The sequence below is a fragment of the Paenibacillus sp. J31R122 genome, from assembly GCF_056269185.1.
The window spans coordinates 265,158-284,458 of the sequence record NZ_JBWDNM010000008.1 but is presented as its reverse complement, the minus strand read 5'-3'; the positions used below and the strand labels follow the sequence as shown (position 1 = coordinate 284,458).

General features: G+C 42.9%; 18 protein-coding genes. 2 read left to right on the top strand and 16 right to left on the bottom strand.

Annotation, left to right across the window (positions count from 1 at the left end):
* Positions 1-240 precede the first annotated feature (240 nt).
* Positions 241-984, top strand: coding sequence for a DUF2161 family putative PD-(D/E)XK-type phosphodiesterase (locus AC0YN7_RS15730; RefSeq protein ID WP_475810953.1), 744 nt, complete (start codon positions 241-243; stop codon positions 982-984).
* Here AC0YN7_RS15730 and AC0YN7_RS15725 read toward each other — a convergent pair.
* From AC0YN7_RS15725 to trmL, 3 genes are all read right to left on the bottom strand, one after another.
* Complete coding sequence (locus tag AC0YN7_RS15725) at positions 968-2,164, bottom strand: aminotransferase-like domain-containing protein (protein WP_475810952.1); 1,197 nt, start codon at positions 2,162-2,164, stop codon at positions 968-970. The genes AC0YN7_RS15730 and AC0YN7_RS15725 overlap by 17 nt on opposite strands.
* A 334-nt stretch (positions 2,165-2,498) precedes the next feature.
* On the bottom strand, positions 2,499-2,747 hold the full coding sequence (locus AC0YN7_RS15720; RefSeq protein ID WP_475810992.1) for an AbrB/MazE/SpoVT family DNA-binding domain-containing protein: 249 nt from the start codon (positions 2,745-2,747) through the stop codon (positions 2,499-2,501).
* A 171-nt stretch (positions 2,748-2,918) separates the two neighbouring features.
* A complete protein-coding gene (gene trmL / locus AC0YN7_RS15715) occupies positions 2,919-3,383 on the bottom strand; it encodes a tRNA (uridine(34)/cytosine(34)/5-carboxymethylaminomethyluridine(34)-2'-O)-methyltransferase TrmL (RefSeq protein WP_475810951.1) in 465 nt (154 codons plus the stop codon).
* Between the two features lie 184 nt (positions 3,384-3,567).
* Between trmL and AC0YN7_RS15710 the strand changes: the two genes are divergently transcribed.
* Positions 3,568-4,284, top strand: a complete 717-nt coding sequence (locus AC0YN7_RS15710; protein WP_475810950.1) for a response regulator transcription factor — start codon at positions 3,568-3,570, stop codon at positions 4,282-4,284.
* A 66-nt stretch (positions 4,285-4,350) separates the two neighbouring features.
* On the opposite strand, the gene serC is transcribed toward AC0YN7_RS15710, so the two are convergent.
* The 13 genes from serC to AC0YN7_RS15645 form a co-directional block, all read right to left on the bottom strand.
* On the bottom strand, positions 4,351-5,436 hold the full coding sequence (gene serC, locus AC0YN7_RS15705; protein WP_475810949.1) for a 3-phosphoserine/phosphohydroxythreonine transaminase: 1,086 nt from the start codon (positions 5,434-5,436) through the stop codon (positions 4,351-4,353).
* A 211-nt stretch (positions 5,437-5,647) separates the two neighbouring features.
* Positions 5,648-7,072, bottom strand: a complete 1,425-nt coding sequence (gene glnA / locus AC0YN7_RS15700) for a type I glutamate--ammonia ligase (protein ID WP_475810948.1) — start codon at positions 7,070-7,072, stop codon at positions 5,648-5,650.
* Positions 7,073-7,320: 248 nt separating this feature from the next.
* A complete protein-coding gene (aroF, locus tag AC0YN7_RS15695) occupies positions 7,321-8,382 on the bottom strand; it encodes a 3-deoxy-7-phosphoheptulonate synthase (protein ID WP_475810947.1) in 1,062 nt (353 codons plus the stop codon).
* Positions 8,383-9,831: 1,449 nt separating this feature from the next.
* Positions 9,832-10,839, bottom strand: a complete 1,008-nt coding sequence (locus AC0YN7_RS15690; protein WP_475810946.1) for a 4-hydroxy-3-methylbut-2-enyl diphosphate reductase — start codon at positions 10,837-10,839, stop codon at positions 9,832-9,834.
* A gap of 47 nt (positions 10,840-10,886) precedes the next feature.
* Positions 10,887-12,416, bottom strand: coding sequence for a sensor histidine kinase (locus tag AC0YN7_RS15685; RefSeq protein WP_475810945.1), 1,530 nt, complete (start codon positions 12,414-12,416; stop codon positions 10,887-10,889).
* 4 nt (positions 12,417-12,420) lie between these two features.
* Positions 12,421-13,113 (bottom strand): response regulator transcription factor, encoded by a 693-nt coding sequence (locus AC0YN7_RS15680; RefSeq protein ID WP_475810944.1) that lies wholly within the window; start codon positions 13,111-13,113, stop codon positions 12,421-12,423.
* Between the two features lie 84 nt (positions 13,114-13,197).
* Complete coding sequence (locus tag AC0YN7_RS15675) at positions 13,198-14,862, bottom strand: S1C family serine protease (protein ID WP_475810943.1); 1,665 nt, start codon at positions 14,860-14,862, stop codon at positions 13,198-13,200.
* Between the two features lie 185 nt (positions 14,863-15,047).
* On the bottom strand, positions 15,048-15,461 hold the full coding sequence (locus AC0YN7_RS15670; RefSeq protein WP_475810942.1) for a YugN family protein: 414 nt from the start codon (positions 15,459-15,461) through the stop codon (positions 15,048-15,050).
* Positions 15,462-15,533: 72 nt separating this feature from the next.
* Complete coding sequence (locus AC0YN7_RS15665; RefSeq protein WP_475810991.1) at positions 15,534-16,199, bottom strand: response regulator; 666 nt, start codon at positions 16,197-16,199, stop codon at positions 15,534-15,536.
* Between the two features lie 3 nt (positions 16,200-16,202).
* Positions 16,203-17,228, bottom strand: coding sequence for a sensor histidine kinase (locus AC0YN7_RS15660; RefSeq protein ID WP_475810941.1), 1,026 nt, complete (start codon positions 17,226-17,228; stop codon positions 16,203-16,205).
* A gap of 7 nt (positions 17,229-17,235) precedes the next feature.
* A complete protein-coding gene (liaF, locus tag AC0YN7_RS15655) occupies positions 17,236-18,225 on the bottom strand; it encodes a cell wall-active antibiotics response protein LiaF (RefSeq protein ID WP_475810940.1) in 990 nt (329 codons plus the stop codon).
* A gap of 224 nt (positions 18,226-18,449) precedes the next feature.
* Entirely contained in the window at positions 18,450-18,581 is a 132-nt protein-coding gene (locus AC0YN7_RS15650; RefSeq protein WP_475810939.1) for a hypothetical protein, read from the bottom strand.
* 60 nt (positions 18,582-18,641) lie between these two features.
* Complete coding sequence (locus AC0YN7_RS15645) at positions 18,642-19,262, bottom strand: 3D domain-containing protein (RefSeq protein ID WP_475810938.1); 621 nt, start codon at positions 19,260-19,262, stop codon at positions 18,642-18,644.
* Positions 19,263-19,301 lie beyond the last annotated feature (39 nt).

Sequence of the window (19,301 nt, the reverse complement as noted above, 5' to 3'; positions counted from 1 at the left end):
CCGTGCCTCCTCCCATCGCTTCCGCATTCCACTAATCTAACTACGCCCGGGATTTGTATCTAGACGCTCTATCGAGTGGAGCCAACTTTTATTGAGGTATTACATTTCTATGCTTATTCGGGAAGGAAATTGACCACTATTTTAGTCCACTATCCATCAAATTACGACAGGTCCGTATAATCCTTTGCTATAATGGGTATATACAAGTCGGTCAGAACGGCATGGGGGGAATAACAATCAGTGGCTGTTACAAGGGAAGAGGAGCTCTACGAGCCAATAAAGAAGCATTATGAGCAGCTTGGCTTCGAAGTCAAAAGTGAAGTGCTCCATTGCGATTTGGTAGCTATCCATCCAGAAAATTCGGATACGATTATCGTCGAAATGAAAAAAACGTTCAACCTAGCCTTGCTGCTGCAAGGAATTGAACGTCTACGTTTGAATAACCAGGTCGTGCTTGCCGTTGAACGCAATCGAAAAAAAAGCGGCGCTCATAATCAACGATTCGGTGATTTAACCGAGCTTTGCCGAATGCTTGGACTCGGATTAATGACCGTTACCTTTTACAAAACAAAAAAGCCAGTTATCGAAATGCTTTGCCAGCCAGGCGATCCACCGCAGCGCGGTGTTAGACGAAAGAAGCAAGCAAAGCTCCATATGGAGTTTAAGGAGCGGAGCGGCGACTATAACGTAGGCGGAAGCACCCGGCGAAAGATTATGACCGCCTACCGTGAAAAGGCGCTACGCTGCGCCTACGCACTCCATACATCCGGCCCGCTCGCTCCACGTGAGGTTGCCTCTATTACCGGCTACAGTCGCAGTGGTGAAACGCTCCGCAGCAATTACTATAATTGGTTTGACCGTATCGGGCGAGGCAAGTATATGCTCCGTCCAGAAGGTGTAGCTGCATTAACCGAAAATAGCGATGTCATTGCTGATTGGGTCAGTACCGTTAGTACCGTTAGCACTACTAGCTCCGCACCGTAAATTCTTCAATGGCCTCAAATAAACGCGCAACCCCTAGCTCGGTTCTAGCACCTGTGTTATAGGTGTAATTCAGACGAGCGGTGTTGCGCTTCGGATTTTCCGAATAGAAGGAGCTTCCCGGAACAAATGCAACGCCCTTTTGGACGGCGCAACGAAGCAGTGCTTCCGCATCCAATCCGTCAGGCAGCTCTATCCAGAGGAACATGCCGCCTTTTGGTTTAACCCAGGATACATCTTGTCTCGCTTGCTGCTTCAACAGCTTATCCATTTCATTCATCCGTTGTCCGTACGATTTTGAAATAACCTTAATATGCTCATCCAAATTAAATCCACTGAGCAGTTGACTTAATATTTGTTGATCCATCGTGCTTGAGTGCAGATCTGCTGCTTGCTTCGCCTTCGCTACCATTCTAATTACACTGCTGTCACCAATAGCCCATCCTGTACGCAGAGCTGGAGCTACTGTCTTGGAAAATGTACTTGTGTATAGCACTGCACCTTTTTCAGCCGAGCCGTTCAACGCGAACAAAGAAGGAAATTGTTCATAATCATCAAATTTAATATCGCCATATGGATCATCTTCAATAATCGGTATATCATTTTGCTTGCAAAGATCCAGCATCTTGCGGCGACGTTCTACGCTCCATACTCTACCAGTCGGATTACCGAATGTAGGCACCGCGTACATTAGCTTAGGTCTATGCTCACGAATAAGGCGCTCAGCATCTTCTGGAATCATACCATCTTCGTCACTTTCAGCTGCTACAACCTTTAAACCGTGCAAAGCAAATACCTGCAGACTTGCCAGGTAGGTAGGCTTCTCCACCAAAATCGTATCGCCAGGTTCAGTCAGCACCCCAACTAATAAATCAATGGCCTGCTGTGAACCGGTAGTCAATATCATTTGTTCCGGATTGACATACATTTGCTTTGCCGCCATCCGCTTGCATAGCTGCTCACGCAAAGGCAAATAACCTTCAGTCAAGCCATACTGCAAAGCGTTTGATCCTGCATCGAATACGCGGTTAGCCGCTTCTCGTACGGCTTGTACGGGAAACAGCTCCTCTGCAGGAAGTCCCCCAGCGAACGAAATCATGTCTTTACCTTGTGTCAGCTTCAAAATATCTCTGACTGCGGACGATTGCAATTGTGCGACTCTTGAAGAAAATCGGTAATTCATAGTGTGTGCGCCTCCTCGTAATTTAGACCACATCATTTGCGTATATATCCTATGTTAACAATGTGTTCACAACTTTTAAAGTTTTCTTTTTACCGAACCTTGGTTATAATAAAGACAGCTTATTGGAGGTGTCCAAAGGATGAACTTTATTATTGTGATGACCGTGTTTGTCTTGTTCATTACGGCGATGCTAACCAGTTCGTATAATGAAGACAAAACAAAAGGATTATAAGCTGCGTTTAGAGCTTAGATTCAAACAAATGAAGCTTCCCGTAGAGCACTTTGCTCATGACGGGAAGCTTCATTTCGTTAAAATAGCACTCTGAAACGCTGATTAACGCTGCAGCTGTGCCATTTCCTCCATACAAACGGAACATAAGGAACGATTCTTAAAATCCTTAACTTCAGTCATTGAACCGCAAAATACGCATTTCGGACGGTAACGCTCCAAAATGATATGGTCACCTTGGACGAAAATTTCAACGGGATCGCCCTCGTTCATCAGATAACGTTTACGTAATGATTTTGGAAGTACAATACGACCTAGTTGGTCTACTTTTCTTACTACTCCTGCTGGTTTCATCATTTTCACCTCTTCTGTGTCTAGTTTCGCAAGTATTTTTGAGAAACCTCTGCTTTATAATCTTTCGATGGTAATTCGACATTTTCCTTCCCATATCAATAATTTCTTAATATACTGCAAAAAAGTTCGTTCACATTTAAGAAACTACTAATCAATCACTAGTATGATTAGCTATTCAAGCCCTGGGAAGCCGTTTTGTCTAAGTGCTTCAAACACAATGATCGCTGCAGAATTCGATAAATTAAGCGAACGAACTGCACTAGTCATCGGCATTTTTATACATGTTTCGATATTCGCGTCAATTAATGATTGCGGTAGCCCTTTCGTTTCTTTGCCAAATACAAAGAAATCTCCATCCTTATATTCAAATTGCGAATATATCTTTTTAGCTTTTGTACTCGCATAAAAAAAACGGCTTTGAGGGTGCAGCTGCTGCAATTCTTCGAAGGAATCGTGATACTCTACATGTACAGAATGCCAGTAATCTAGTCCTGCGCGCTTCAGGCTGCGATCATCTGTATTAAATCCAAGCGGTCTAACTAAATGTAAATGTGTTCCTGTAGCAGCACATGTGCGTGATATATTACCTGTGTTTGCCGGAATCTCTGGCTCTACCAATACGATATGAAATGGCATGGTTGTCTATCTCACCTCTCATTTTGACTATTATACACGAAATTACACCACATTTTACATCCATTTTACGTACCGTTAATCTGCTGCATAAATTCAGGCGTCATAATAGAGACCATAATAGTCGGTATAATAACAATTTTCAACCAAACCACGACCTTATAAAACATGAAGGAGAGTTGAACAAATGAGAAAAAAGATATTGGTAGTTGATGATGAGCCTTCCATTTCCATGTTAATCGAATTCAATTTAAAGCTCGCTGGCTACGATGTTCGCTGTGTAAGCGATGGAGAAGCAGTGTTTGACTTATTAAAGCCATTTCGTCCTGACTTAATTGTTCTCGACCTCATGCTGCCCAAAATGGACGGTATTCAAGTTTGTCGTGAGCTTCGAAAACAAAATAATGCGGTACCCATCGTCATGCTGACAGCCCTTCAGGATGTCTCAGATAAAATAGCTGGCCTTGATAATGGCGCTGATGACTATATGACCAAGCCATTCAGCCCTCAAGAGCTTGTATCCCGAATTCAAGCTATTTTCCGTCGTATGCAGTCATTGCCTGGGAACATAGATAACACTGCCTTTGATATTGGTCGCTTGAATGTGCGTGTTGAACAGCGTGAAGTATTCCTCGATGGAAAATCGGTCGAGCTTACGCCAAAGGAATTCGAGCTTCTCCTGTTTTTATGCCGACACAAAGGCAAAGTACTCAGCCGACAACAGCTGCTGCATGGGGTCTGGGATTATCATTTCCTTGGCGACACAAGAATTGTAGATGTTCATATCAGCCATTTGCGCGATAAAATTGAGAGAAACGCACGGACCCCTGAATATATTATGACCGTACGCAATGTCGGATATAAGCTTCATGGACCTGCGGTTATGGAATCGTCATTTGCATAATACAAGAAAGACCGCGTTCCTCTATAAAGGGAACGCGGTCTTTCTTTCTAAGCTGCAACAAATGAATTAGCCGTTACGCTTCATGAAATCATTCATAAATTGCGTCAATGCTTGGCAGCTCTCGAGCGGAACCGCATTATATGTCGATGCGCGCAGTCCGCCAACATCGCGATGGCCTTTCAAGCCAACAAAACCTTCTTGCTCCGATTGTTTAATAAATTGCTTCTCTAGCTCTTCACTATGAATACGGAATGTAATATTCATAAGTGAGCGGCTTTGAGGCTGCGCACAACCGATGTAGAAACCATTGCTTTGATCGATAGCGTCATAAATCAATTTGGTCTTATCACGGTTGAATTGCTCCATTTGAGCAACCCCGCCTTTATCTTTAATCCATTGAAGCACCAATTTCATCATATAAACTGAGAAGGATGGCGGTGTATTATAAAGCGAGCTAGCCTTAGCATGGGTATCGTAACGGAACATCGATGGAATCGTTTTTGGACTTTCTTGAACAAGGTCATCACGGATGATAACTACTGTGACACCAGATGGGCCGAGATTTTTTTGGGCACCGGCATAAATCATACCAAATTGGCTCACATCAATCGGTCGGCACAAAATATCGCTGGACATATCCGCTATAAGCGGAACATTTCCTGTTGTCGGAAATTCGAAAAATTGTGTTCCGCCAATTGTTTCGTTCGACGTAAGGTGCAAATACGCCGCGTTATCCGGCACTTTAATTTCCGACATTGCTGGCATACGCATAAATTTGTCTGCTTCTGTAGATGCAGCAATCACTGTTTCGCCAACAAGCTTCGCTTCCTTAAGAGCTTTATCAGCCCAAGCTCCAGTCATGACATAAGCTCCTGGACGTCCAGGACGCACTAGGTTGAGCGGCAGCATCGCGAACTGTGTGCTTGCTCCCCCTTGCAGCAGAAGAACATGATAATTATCCGGAATTCCGAACAATTCACGCATCATGGCTTGTACATCGTTATTCACTTGCTCGTACAATGGGCTCCGATGTGACATTTCCATAATGGACATGCCTGCACCCTCATAATCAACAAATTGCTCCTGTGCTTGCTTTAGCACCTCAAGAGGTATAGCAGCTGGTCCTGCATTAAAATTAAATGCTCTAGTCATTAGGGTACCCACCTCATTTTCTTGATATCTGATATGGTTATGATAGCAATTTTGAAGAGATGCATCAAGTGTATTTCACATATTCGAACAACAAAAAGTCGAACGTATGTCGAAATACTGTCACTATACATTCGGTTTTCAAGCAAATTCTAGTACAAAAACAAGAAAGGGCCCCATCGGGACCCTCATTTTAGGAATAGTAGCATTTGGTTTAGCAATCGTAGTAAAGGCTGAACTCATGCGGATGAATACGAATTGCAACTGCTTTTGCTTCTTGACGTTTGATCGCAACATAGTTGTCGATAAAGTCTTGAGAGAATACGCCGCCTTCAGTCAAGAAAGTAGAATCAGCTTCCAACGCGTTAAGCGCCTCGTCAAGAGTTCCAGGAACACTGCGGATTTCTTTCTTCACATCTTCCGGCAAATCGTAAATGTTTTGGTCGAAAGGACCATAGCCCAGAGCTACTGGATCAAGTTTACGCTTGATGCCGTCCAAACCAGCAAGCAACATAGCCGAAAAAGCGAGGTAAGGGTTAGCTGTGTTATCCGGTGTACGGAATTCAATACGACAGCCTTTTGGCGTTACAGCAGCAATCGGAATACGAATCGCAGCAGAACGATTACCTTTGGAGAATACAAGGTTAACTGGCGCTTCGTAACCAGGCACAAGACGCTTGAACGAGTTCGTGCTTGGGTTAGTAATTGCAATCAATGCCGGTGCGTGGTAAAGGACGCCGCCGATATAGTGCATCGCCATTTCACTCAGGTTAGCATAAGCGCCTTTATCGTAAAACAAAGGAATGTCGCCGTTGAAAATGGAAGTATGCAGGTGCATGCCGCTTCCGTTGTCACCATACAATGGCTTCGGCATGAAAGTAACCGTTTTGCCATATTGGCGAGCTGTGTTGTGAACGATATATTTGAATTTCATAAGATTGTCAGCTGATTTCTTTAATGTGTCGAAGCGGAAGTTGATTTCTGCGGCGCCAGCTGTTGAAACTTCATGGTGATGACGTTCAACGCGAAGACCCGATTCTTGCAAAAGACGAACCATTTCGCTGCGGACGTCTTGCTGTGAGTCAACTGGAGCTACAGGTACGTAGCCGCCTTTAACCGGGACTTTGGAACCTAGATTACCACCTTCTTCTATACGGTTCGTGTTCCAGCCTGCTTCCTCTGAATCAACGAAGTAGGAAGAAGAATTCATTGTGCTTTGATAGCGAACTTCGTCGAAAATGAAAAATTCAGGTTCTGGTGCGAAAAATGCTGTCGTACCAACGCCAGTTGTTTGAAGATACTCTTCAGCTTTCTGAGCGATGCTGCGTGGATCGCGGTCATAACGGTCACCATCAGGTGTATGAATGTTACACATGATGTTAAGTGTTGGATGATCAGTGAAAGGATCGATAAATACCGATTCTGTATCTGGCATCATAACCATATCGGAGTTTTCAATTCCGCGGAAACCTTGGATTGATGAACCGTCAAATGCAACCCCGTTAACAAAAGTATCTGCGTCAACCTCAGCAGCAGGTAGTGTAATGTGGTGTGCACGACCAAGCAGGTCCACAAAGCGGAAATCTACAAACATAATGTTATTTTCTTCAATATTAGCCAAAACATTTTGAACTGACATTAGATATTCCTCCATTTCCGAACGTTAGCGTAGTGTTGAACAAGTAATGTTCAATAATTGCTGTAAAACCATGTCGTTATTATAAAACTTGGCTTCAATCTCCGTCAATAGCTATGTCAGGTATTTTTTGAAACCATGTCAGGTTTACTCACAAATTCGAAGGATCGTTCACAAATCATTCTGATTATTTAAATAAAAAAACCGCGTAATCCCTTATAAATCAAGGATTCCGCGGTTTTGGTTACCTGTTAAATTTTCCATTCCTTAAACGCTTCTGCAGGTGCTTTAGGCGTATTAAATTGTTTACCTACAATTGGAGCTAGCTGTTCTAGATCTTTTAATAAATTTGCAAACTGATCTGGGAATAGGGATTGCACACCGTCTCCTGTCATGGAGTTATCCGGGTCGGTATGCATTTCTACGATTAATCCATTTGCTCCAGCCGCTACCGATGCTTTGCACATTGGTTCTACCAATTCACGACGTCCTGTACCATGGCTTGGATCGGAAATAACCGGAAGATGACTGAGAGATTGCAATACTGGTATCGCAGTCAAATCTAGCGTGTTGCGTGTATAGGTTTCAAATGTTCGTATACCGCGTTCACAAAGCATAACATTTGGATTACCGCCTGCCAAAATGTATTCCGCGGCATTTAAAAACTCATCATAGGTGGAGCTAAAACCTCGTTTAAGTAAAACCGGTGTTTGAATCGTTCCTAGCTTGCGCAGCAAATCGAAGTTTTGCATATTTCTCGTTCCTACTTGAAGAATATCCGCATATTCCGCACAAACGTCAACATACTCTGGTGTCATTACCTCCGTAATGGTAAGTAATCCATGCTTCTTGCCCGCTTCCGCCATCATGGCAAGCCCTTCAACGCCCACTCCTTGGAAGCTGTACGGACCTGTGCGAGGTTTGAATGCGCCTCCGCGCAATACTTGCCCGCCTGCCGCTTTGACGAGACGAGCGATCTCGTCTATTTGTTCAGGAGTCTCAACCGCACATGGTCCGCCCATAATGACAAGATTGCTTCCGCCGATTTTAACACCTTTAATATCGATTACCGTATCATCTGGATGGAAATCACGGCTGGCAAGCTTATATGATTTCGAAATCTTGATAACGTTCTCTACGCCTTTCAATTGACGCAAATGCTCTGCAAGAGTAGGCTCTGCTTTCCCGATGATTCCAATAACGGTACGATCAGTACCTTTTGACACATGCGCTTGCACACCTGTCTTCTCAATTTGGGCTACAATTTCTGTAATCCGCTCGTCAGCAATGTTTGGGTTTGTAATTACGATCATATCGATCACTCCTAATTTGTTTTTTATAAATTTGTATAAAACTAAAATTTGCATTAGATTTTTTTAGATTCTTCTAAATTCTTTTAGATTCTTTTAGATTCTTTTAGATTCTTTTAGATTCTTTTAGATTCTTTTAGATTCTTTTAGATTCTTTTAGATTCTTTTAGATTCTTTTAGATTCTTTTAGATTCTACTTCTTTTTCTAACATTCCCTAGCTTTTTGTCGCCATTTTTCCCTCTCATTTCCTCTTCTAGCTTTTTCTTGCTACTTTTGGCTACTTCATACTGTTTCGGACTCATTTAGACTTCTCCAGTTTTATTCATCTTTTTAAACCTTTATCCATAATTTCACACTGCAACGCTTATACGCTTTATAGCTTTTATGCTTTGTGGCTTCTACGCTTTTAATCACTAAAGTAAATATACAAGAAAAGACGCATGACGTCAACCCACATCACAAAATAAAAAATTCAAATAATTTCTGTCCCCGTCTAATAGTTACTATAGGAGCTTATAGGTTACAAAGTAACAAAATAACAAAGTAACAAAGTAACAAAGTAACAAAGTAACTAAGTTTCTTGTAATTAAGTTTCTTGTAAATAAGCAAATAGGTTTCTTAGTAAATAAGTTTTTTGTAAATAAGCAACTAGGTTTCTTAGTAAATAAGTTTTTTGTAAATAAGCAACTAGGTTTCTATGTAAATAAGCTATTAAACGCTAATTTGGAAAATGAAGGTTGGACTGGGCTGTTTATTCTTATGAAGCAGACTCACTAATTAGTGAGATAATCCTCACTCATTCGACTGCAAAAGTTTGAAATCAATAAATAGTGAGGCAAACTTCACTCGCCATGAGGATTTCTTCACGGGGAGTGAGGTTTGCCTCACTAATAAAAAAACAAATTAGTTTAAAGACGACATAATGAGATTAGCATCACTAATTAGTGAGGGCTCCTCAGTCGGTCTCAATCTAAGCAACATTATGGTACATAACTGTAACGTAACTTCCTCAGCCGGCTAAGACGAGCTACCTCGTCTTCCAGCCACTGTTTCAAACTAAGCTACTCCGTCTTTTCAACATCCGCTTCCTTTGAAACAGCAGTTGCGTTTGACGTTACTGTTGAGTCTGATGTTAAAGTCACTCTTGAAGTAGCTTTTGAAGTTACTGCTGACGTTACTATTGATGTTACTATTGACGATAATGCCGACGTTGCTGTTGACGTTACTACTGACGTCACAACTTACGCTACTTTGGTAACCTATGTTGACGTTACTACTGACGTAACTACTTACGCTACTTTTGTAACTTATGTTGACGTTACTACTGACGTCACTGCTCACGCTACTTTTGTTACTTATGTTGACGTTACTACAACGTCACTGCTAACGCTACTAGTTGTAGCTTATGTTGACGTTACTACTACGTCACTGCTAACGCTACTAGTTGTAGCTTATGTTGAAGTCGCTGTCGAGTCTGCCGCAGCAGCTGCTGTATCTGTATCTGAAGCAGCAACGACTGACTTCACTCGAATGTTCGGAAGCAGCTTGTTCATGTTGATTGTACGTCGAATTTCCCAAGTATCCGGATTGTTATGATCGTATTGCTCCAAATAGTTAATGACCTCTTTGGTAAGCGGCGTTGGAGTAGATGCACCTGAAGTTACCGCAACACGGTCGATGCCCTTCAGCCACTCCTGCTCGATTTCTGATACATCGGACACACGATATGCTTTAACACCTGCGATTTCTTCAGAAACCTGTGCTAGACGATTGGAGTTATTGCTGCGTGGATCTCCAACGACAATGCATAGCTGCGCAATTCCCGCTTGCTCGGCTACCGCCTCTTGGCGTACTTGCGTAGCTAAACAAATCTCATTATGAACCTCAGCATTCGGAAAACGCTCAACTAGACGATTAATAATATGACGAATATCCCACTGTGACATTGTTGTTTGATTCGTTATAATCGTTTTGCCTTCTGGAATTTGAAGAGCGGCAATGTCCTCTTCACGTTCAATCAAATGAACACGATCCGGCGCAACGCCAATAGCACCCTCCGGCTCTGGATGGCCATCTTTGCCAATATAAATAATATGATAACCTTCAGCTGCTTTCACTTGAATTAAATCATGTGTACGAGTCACGTCTGGGCATGTAGCGTCCACTACAGACAATCCCTTCTCACGCGCACGCTGACGAACCTCAGGCGATACACCATGCGCGGTGAAGATAACAGTTCCTGAATCCACTTGATCTAAAATATCGAGTCTATTAGCACCGTCTAGCGTAATGACTCCTTCCTGCTCGAACGCATCTGTAACATGAGCATTGTGAACGATCATACCTAAAATATATATAGGACGCGGCAGTTCTAAGTTTTTAACTGTCTGTAAAGCCAGCACCATCGCGTCGACAACTCCATAACAGTAACCGCGAGGCGATATTTTAACTATTTCCATATTTATTGCACCTGCTTTCTGATCAGAGATAGATCTTATCTTATCTCCTAATCAAATATACGATCTGATGATTCTATTATAGACCAATCGCTCGTGTCCGCAAAGGTTATTGGCAGCCAGATTGTAAACTTCGTGCCAGTTCCCTCTCTAGTCACGACTTCCACGGTGCCTTTGTGCTCGTCAACAATCCATTTCGCTATTGATAAGCCCAGGCCTGTTCCTACTGTTACACCTCTAGATTCATCCGCCCGATAGAATCGATCAAAAATATGTGGAATCTCATTCGGATTCATTCCTATTCCTGTATCCTGAATGACATAACCGATTTGCTGCTCATTACGAACCGCGCTCAGCTCAATATAACCTTCCAGCGTATATTTAAAAGCATTTTCTATGAAAATGAAGAGCAGCTGCTGCAAATAATTATGATTCGCGTTTACCCGCACATCGCTCAAAGCAGACAAGTCCCCTATTTTCCATTCAGCAGTGCGCGGCAGCAGCTGTGCTCTGCGTATAACCTCTTCTGTCAAAGGAAGAAGCTCAAGCGGCACCTTCTCCATTGTGTAACCTGTATCAGCTCTTGCTAGTGCCAACAAGTCATTAACAAGCGTGCTCATTCGCTTCGCTTCTGCTGATATATCACTCATCGCTTCCTTCGACAGCTCCCAGTGATTCGAATCCAGCGGCAGCCACTCACCAGTGGACTGTTTCAAATTCGTTTCTTTCACCTTAGTCCACATACGCTCCAGTAACTCAATATTTCCACGAATCGTAGTAAGAGGCGTCCGTAATTCATGCGAAGCGTCAGAGACGAATCTCCTCTGTGCTTTATAAGCTTCATCCAGCTCATTATAAGCCATTTCGAGCCGTGAGAGCATCATGTTTAATGTGCTGACTAATTTGCCAATTTCATCATTTGGACCGATAGCCGGTATGCGAACACTCAAATCAGAACCCTTTTCAATTTGCTCCGTCGCTCGAATAACTCGTTCAATAGGATGCAACGCCTTCCTGGCAATAAATAAACCTACAGTGAACGCAATTAAGACAACAACTAATGATGAATAAATAAGTATTTTAAGAAGACCTTTCATGAAGCGGGCTTCATTATAGGAGAACACACCAAATTGCAATAAGCCAACTGTGCTGTTGTCTGCCGTCAGTCGAATTACTCTCTGATACGTCAGCATCTCATACTTCTTTTTGTCCACTTCGACCTTTACCTTAACAAATCCATCATTAGGTTTACTCTTAAGCTCCGGATAAGGAATAATAATATCCTGTTCCATCAGATTTGGAGTTTGTGTGATAGCACCCTCTTTGTAGTTAACCAATTGAATATACATATTCTTCTGATCGAATCTGAACTGATATTGAGGATCAACACCTAATTCCAGCTGATCCCAAAAATTTAAGGTACCTATAATTGGCGTTTTACTATTCTGCAATTTAAGCTGATTTTTCAAATCAGCGTACGTATTCCAATTAACAAATAAGTAGATACACAGGCCGAAAGCAAACATAGTCACAGCTAATAAACCGGAGTACCATAGCGTGAGTCGAAGTCGGATTGACATAGAATTACCCCGCCTCTCCGCGAAGCACGTAACCCGTTCCACGCACCGTCTGTATGATACGTTTATCACTGCCATTCTCTACCTTCTGCCGAAGCATCGCGATATATACCTCAAGCACATTGGATTCGCCGCTAAAATCATAGCCCCATATTTTTTCCATAATCGCGTCACGTGTCAGTACACGTCTTGGATTTTGCATGAACAGCAGCAGTAAATCGTATTCCTTGGATGTTAATTCAATGCGACGACCGGAGCGTATAGCCTCCCTCGCATCCATGTCCAATATTAGATCATCAAAAACGATCTGATTGCTGGATTCTTCAATTTTATCGGATTTGCGCCGCAGCAGCGCTCTTGCCCGCGCAAGAAGCTCCTCAAGCGCAAAAGGCTTCACTAAATAATCGTCAGCTCCGAGATCAAGTCCCTTTACTCGGTCAACTATATCATCTTTAGCTGTTAGCATCATAATCGGCACCGTACTGCCGCTCTCCCGAACACGCCTGCACACTTCCCATCCATCCACCTGCGGCATCATGACATCCAAAATAAGCAGATCCGGGTCGGTCGTCAGCAGCAGCTTTAGCCCTTCCATACCATTTGACGCGGTAGTTACCTCATAACCTTCGAATGCTAAGCTTCTCCGGAGCAATGAGATAATTTTATCATCATCATCTACTACTACAATATGCTGTCTCATCTACTTGTCCCCCGCTCTTCAGTAAAAAAGCGCAGAGCATGCTGACTCTCTGCGCTTTTTTGTTTAAAACTTAACTATTTATTACTATTCACCGCTAAAAGTGTTTTTATCACCAATCTCGACTTGCAAATCCATCGCGCTGCCTTTACGCAAAATGTTCAATTTTACTTTTTCGCCTACTTTTCTCTTCTGTATTTCCGCAATAAGCTCAGCTGTCGTATTGTATTTCTTGCCATCAATTCCGACAATAACGTCAAATTGCTGCAGTTCAGCCAAATAAGCTGGTGAATTATAATAAACGTTTCTTACGATTGAACCTTCTACTTTATCCATGCCGAGCTGCTTAGCAAAATCTGCCGTTACATCTTGAAGCTCTGCGCCGATAAACGGTTTTGGAATTTTAACGTTGCTCTTTAAGCTATCCAATACGCCTTGAATCGTGCTTGTCGGAATGGCGAAGCCAATGCCTTGCGCTTGCGAGCTAACGGCCGTATTAATCCCTACGACTTCCCCGTTAACATTAAGCAGCGGTCCACCAGAGTTACCTGGGTTAATCGAGGCGTCTGTTTGCAGTAGATGTTCGTAATTGCGCTCACCCTGTGCATCCTGAATATCGATTGGACGCTCCTTCGCACTTAGTACACCCACGGTTACCGTATGATCGAAGCCATATGGATTGCCAATAGCTACAACCCAATCGCCAATATTAATATTATCAGAGTTGCCTAGCGGCAATGTAGGAAACGCTTTATCGCCGTTAATCTTCAATACAGCTAAATCCAGCTCGTAGCTGGAACCGAGCAGCTCCGCTGTAAATGGCTCTTTATAGCCCTGTACTGTCACTTTGATTTGGTCAGACTCACCTACAACATGCTGATTTGTCAAAATGTATCCTGATGATTCAAAGAAAAATCCAGTACCAATTCCGTTCTGTTGCATTTTACCTTCTTGGCCTTTCTCAGGTACTTTCGTTTCTGGATAATCATCTCCGAAAAATTGTCGGAAAAACGGATCGTCCAGCAAGCTGCCGCCACCGCTGTTTTGTTTTGCTGCGTTTACATAGGTCTCGATTTTAACGACTGCTGGACTTGCTTTTTCAAATAATCCAGCGATATTATCCGGACGCGCGGCAACTGTTTCACCATTGCCATTCGTATTTGCAGAACCGGCTGCTGCACTTCCTGAGCCTCCGCCTTCGGTTTGAGTTGCCATAGCTGATTCATCCGTAAACCAATTACGCGTATCCGACGTGTACATAAGTGATCCTACGAGAACAACACCAACTAAGAAGGAAGCGAATATAGGTAGAAATGATGTCCGACGTGGCTCTTTTACTTTCCAAGATCCTTTCCCGGATGTCTGCGATGGTGTGAAGGCTCTCGTCTGTGTTTGTTGCTGCTGCGGCTGCGGAGTCTGTTGTTGTTCAGGCCGCTCTTCAAAATTCCCGTTAATTTCATTATACGGTCTTGCAGCTGTTGTTCCATAAGGTTGATCTTGAATCAATTGAGCCTGCTCTGTAACTGGAGGCGGATTCAATGTATGACCTTCCTGCTGTGGATTTGCCTTACTCGGTCCATAAGAATAATAGTAGGATGGCTTAACCGATTGCTCTTGCGATTCGGATGGGCCACTATCCTGTGAGCTAGCTTGCGAACTTGTTTCGTTTACGCTTTTATCAGACCCGTCTTTCTCTTCCTCGTTGTTGCGAAAAAAATCATCATACCCATTTTTATTGTTTTGATCATCCATGTAAGTTCTCCTCCTTGAATCTTATTGCATAATGCATACGAAACTTCTGTTTCATATACGTATTAGTTAATATAGATCTATCATGCACATTTTACCTTAAAACAAACTTAAAAGGAATTTAAACTGAAATAAAAAAAACGTTCCATTGTGAAAGGAAACGTTTTTATGGTTTGCATTTTTAACAGTTAGCTTGAAAATATCCGTTCTAATTCATGTATAATTTTGTTGGCATCGTTGACCCATTTCGATTCAATATCGGCGTCTGGATTATCTGGCGCTTGAAACTGATCAAACATCGCACCCATTACGCGTACTGAGGCAGTTGGGTCATTTCCTTCATTGTAGAGATGCTTCAGCACATACGGTGTGCCTATTCGGATCATTGTGTTATCATCTGCCGTCTCGCTGTCTATATGGCCGTTAATAACTTCAAATGGAATTCGCAGCCAAACCTTATTCTCGTTTTCCAAGGCACGGTCAAATGAGCCATTCTCATACTCCCAATTGCCTCCAAGACTAAATTGCTGGGACTCCATTAACCTTTTGGTTTCAATATACATAAGATCCTGGGATTGCAGCGCAGATGATATAGGTATCATGAGATACTCCTTACTCCTTTGTTCTCGCAATTGGAAACTCAATAGTAGGTAGTATAACCGAAACCTTCTTCATTATGTGCGATTTGCCCAGCCTTTTCGATGAGCAAGCACAGCCAGCTGCGTACGATCATCCAGCTCGCATTTCATTAGTAAATTACTGACATGAGTTTTTACTGTTTTCACACTAATATGCAGCTCTTCAGCAATCTCTTTGTTAGACTGTCCATCCGCTATTAGAAGAAGCACTTCCTTCTCCCGCTCCGTTAAGCCTTCATCGCCTGATTGTGCGTTGCGCTGCCGCAAGCCTCTTGTTAATGCTTGTGATACATCAGATGTCATAACCGGCATCCCTTTATTAGCACCATTGATTGCGTAGATTAATTCTTCCGCTGAAACGGTTTTGAGCACGTAGCTCACCGCACCCGCTTCAATAGCGCCGTATACTTTATCATCCTCAAGAAAGCTTGTCAACATAACTATTTTCATAGCTGGATATTTTGCAATGATTGCTCTAGTAGCTTCAATACCATTCATTCCCGGCATCATTAAATCCATCAAAATAATATCAGGATGGCTTTCCTCCGAGCTTGCCGCCAGTCTATCAAGGGCCGATTGTCCATTACTTTCTTCTGCAATGACTTGAAATTTTGGCTCCAACATCAAATAAGTGCGTAATCCTATTCTTACCATATCATGATCATCGACAATCATTATTTTTATTAGCTCAGAACCACTCATCATTTATGCTCTCCCCACCATATTTGGTATGGTTACCTTCACTCTAGTTCCGCTGCCAGGCTTGCTCAAAATTTCTGCTGCTCCGCCAAGCTTCTGCGCCCTCTCTTGCATTGTCGAAAGCCCATAAGACCCATGCTTCACCTCATTTGCTTTAAATCCTGCTCCGTTATCCTGCAAAATCATTACAATCTGCCTCTCATTATCTGCGAAGGTCAATGTACAGCTGCTGGCACCAGCATGCTTTACGATATTCGCCATTGCTTCCTGAACGATCAGGAAGAGCTGATGCTCCTTAGCCTCCGATAATTGATCCTTCAAGCGCCACTCAAGCTCGCCTTGCAAATGATTTTGTCGACAATAATCAGGGAACCACTTACCCAGCGCTTCGTATAACGTTCGTCCCTCGAGCTCCATTGGACGCAGCTGAGCAATGAAATTACGCATCTGCTTTTGAGCCAGATTGGACATATTAACGAGCTGATCAAGAACAGAGTCGGCACGTTCACGATCAACCTGTTGAAGCTTTGGAAGTGATGAGGCGCACATATGAATAGCAAACAGCTGTTGACTTACTGTATCGTGCAAATCACGAGCAAGCCGCTTACGTTCCTCAAGCACAGCAGCTTCATTAGAAGCGGATTCCGTCATAATATATTCTTCACTTCTTATTTGAAGCCATTTCATTTTTTCTTCCATTTTCTCTGCCAGCTCGTTAAATTCACGGAAAACCTCTATAAACGAATTATGGCCTTCCTCTGTAATCCGAACCGCGTAATTGCCATTCACGGCTTGCTTCAGTGACAAATGCAGCGTATCGATGCGCCTCCCTATACGCTGTGCTGCCCAATATCCAAATGCCGCGCTAACAAGCAGGAAGACGGAGGCTGCCCAAAGGCGCGTTTCCGTCTGTCCCATTTCATTTACTAATCCAAGCCAAGCAGCACCCGCAAGCAGCAACGATACGATGGATGTTATAACAAACATCCCAATTAGCTCCCACTTCCCGCTTCTAAGGAATCGAACCATCATTCGGAGGTCACCCTACTTTCGTGACACGAACATCACCAATAAATGTGCTCACGACCAATTTTATTTGCTTTTCAGATTCCTTGTAGGAAGGCGATTGTATGTTTATATTCGTGAACATACCGCCCTCCTTTCGGCCTAAAATCTTCACATCACCGATAAAAGCGCTTGATACGACTTGAACGCCAACCTCAAAGTCATTCGGTACGTACACCTTCACATCGCCTATAAAAGAAGAAATGTTGATTTTCGTTTCTCCGAATGGCACTTGTGCTTTCGTTAAGTCTAAAACGGTATCTCCAATAAAATGGGAGACATTGAGCGGTCTAAGGTCAAAATAATCATGACCGATATGAATATCGCCAATAAAACCTGAGCGATTCTGTGTTCTTGAATCCGTTTGATGCCACCATTCAACATGTTCTTTTTGTTGATCTTTCCACCCATGAGCAGATTTCTTATAATGAGAAGCATCGTCTTGGGTATGTTTATCATAATCCTTTTTTAAATTAATGCCATTCGCATGCTGCTGGCCCTCTGGCTCCGAAGGTGACTTTGTTGGATCAGGATGAAGCGGCGGAGCAGGCGGAACGGATGATTGATCAGGGTACGGTCGATAGGATTCCCAGTCCTCGCCTGGCGGCTTTTGTTTTCGTGACTTTGGCTTCCAAATCAGATTTATTCCAACTAAAATTACAATGACCGGCCAAATATAAGGAACTATATCTCCGACGGACCATGAGAATAAATCAAGATTCCGTCCCAAGAAAACGCATCCGACAACAATCATAATGGCTCCCCACCAGCTATTGCCTGATCCATTAGAGCAACCTGAAAGCAATCCCTTAATTCCGAAGATAATAAGTATGACAGGCCAATAAATAGATATTAAATCACCCAAATCAAAAGTCACGTGTCCAGTTTGCCGTAACAAAAAAAATACGCCAATTGTTATGATGATCAATCCGGTGAACAACCGATTCGCGAAATTTCCATTCAAGCAGCATCAGCTCCTTATGCATCCATCTTAGTTTGATAGATCTAGTATAACGGACAGTCCTTCATTGATAAAGGGACGTCCGATTGAATTATCAATCAGTCTCTAGACTGAGCTGATTCTAAAAATAGCCAAATAAATCGTTTAATGACACTAAACGAATGTTTTCGGACAATAAAAGAACCGCCTAGGAAAGCTCCAAGGCGGTTCTTTTTATATCGTTACATTTACTTCTGATTCTTCTGTTGTTGATTGTTCAAAGCTTGTTTTCCAGCAGCAGCGTTGCCCTGGTTAAATTCTTCTGCAAATTCTGCATTCATTTTATTGTTTTGAGCTTTGTTGTTTTTGTTTTTAGCCATGATATTCACCTCCCGTGTTCATCAATAGTATGGCATTGTTGTCGTTTATTATTCGAACTTCTACGATTCTAAATACGTTTGCGGGAATGGCTTTCCTACCTCAAAAGCAACGTTAATTTTGTTTAACCACGCCTGTGAAAGCTTGCCATTTCCTATTCTAATCACCTGTACGTTGACCGTCTTCTTCCCCCACTGCTCGTACACTTGTTTGATCGTTTCGAAGTACAAGTCGATACGGTTTCCCTTTATAGCCGATCCTGTGTCAGCCACGACGCCATAGCCATAACCGGGAATGTATAGCAGCGTTCCAATCGGGAAGAGCTTTGGATCTGCTGCAATGGTTGAAACCTGATCTCTTCGAACCTTTACGCCCGAATAGGTAATGCCATATTGCGGATGCCCTGGACGCTTGCCCGTCGATTCAACGCCTGCGGTATAACCCGTGGCGATGACCTCGATCGTTTTAGGCTCTGTTGATTCTTTAACATGATTTGCAGCTTCTGACTTGTCGCCATTTGTTTTTATAGCAATGCTCTTCTTCGAACTGCTTTGAGAGCTGGGCTGCTGCACTGCTGCTTCATTAAGCGCTGAGCAGATGCTATCCTTTATACCAAAGACCAGAACAAACACGAGCAGTGATAACGTTATTCCTTTTGTAATAGAAAAAAAGCTTGTAACCATCTGGGTACTTCCTCCTCAGAAGAATAATACCCCGATCGT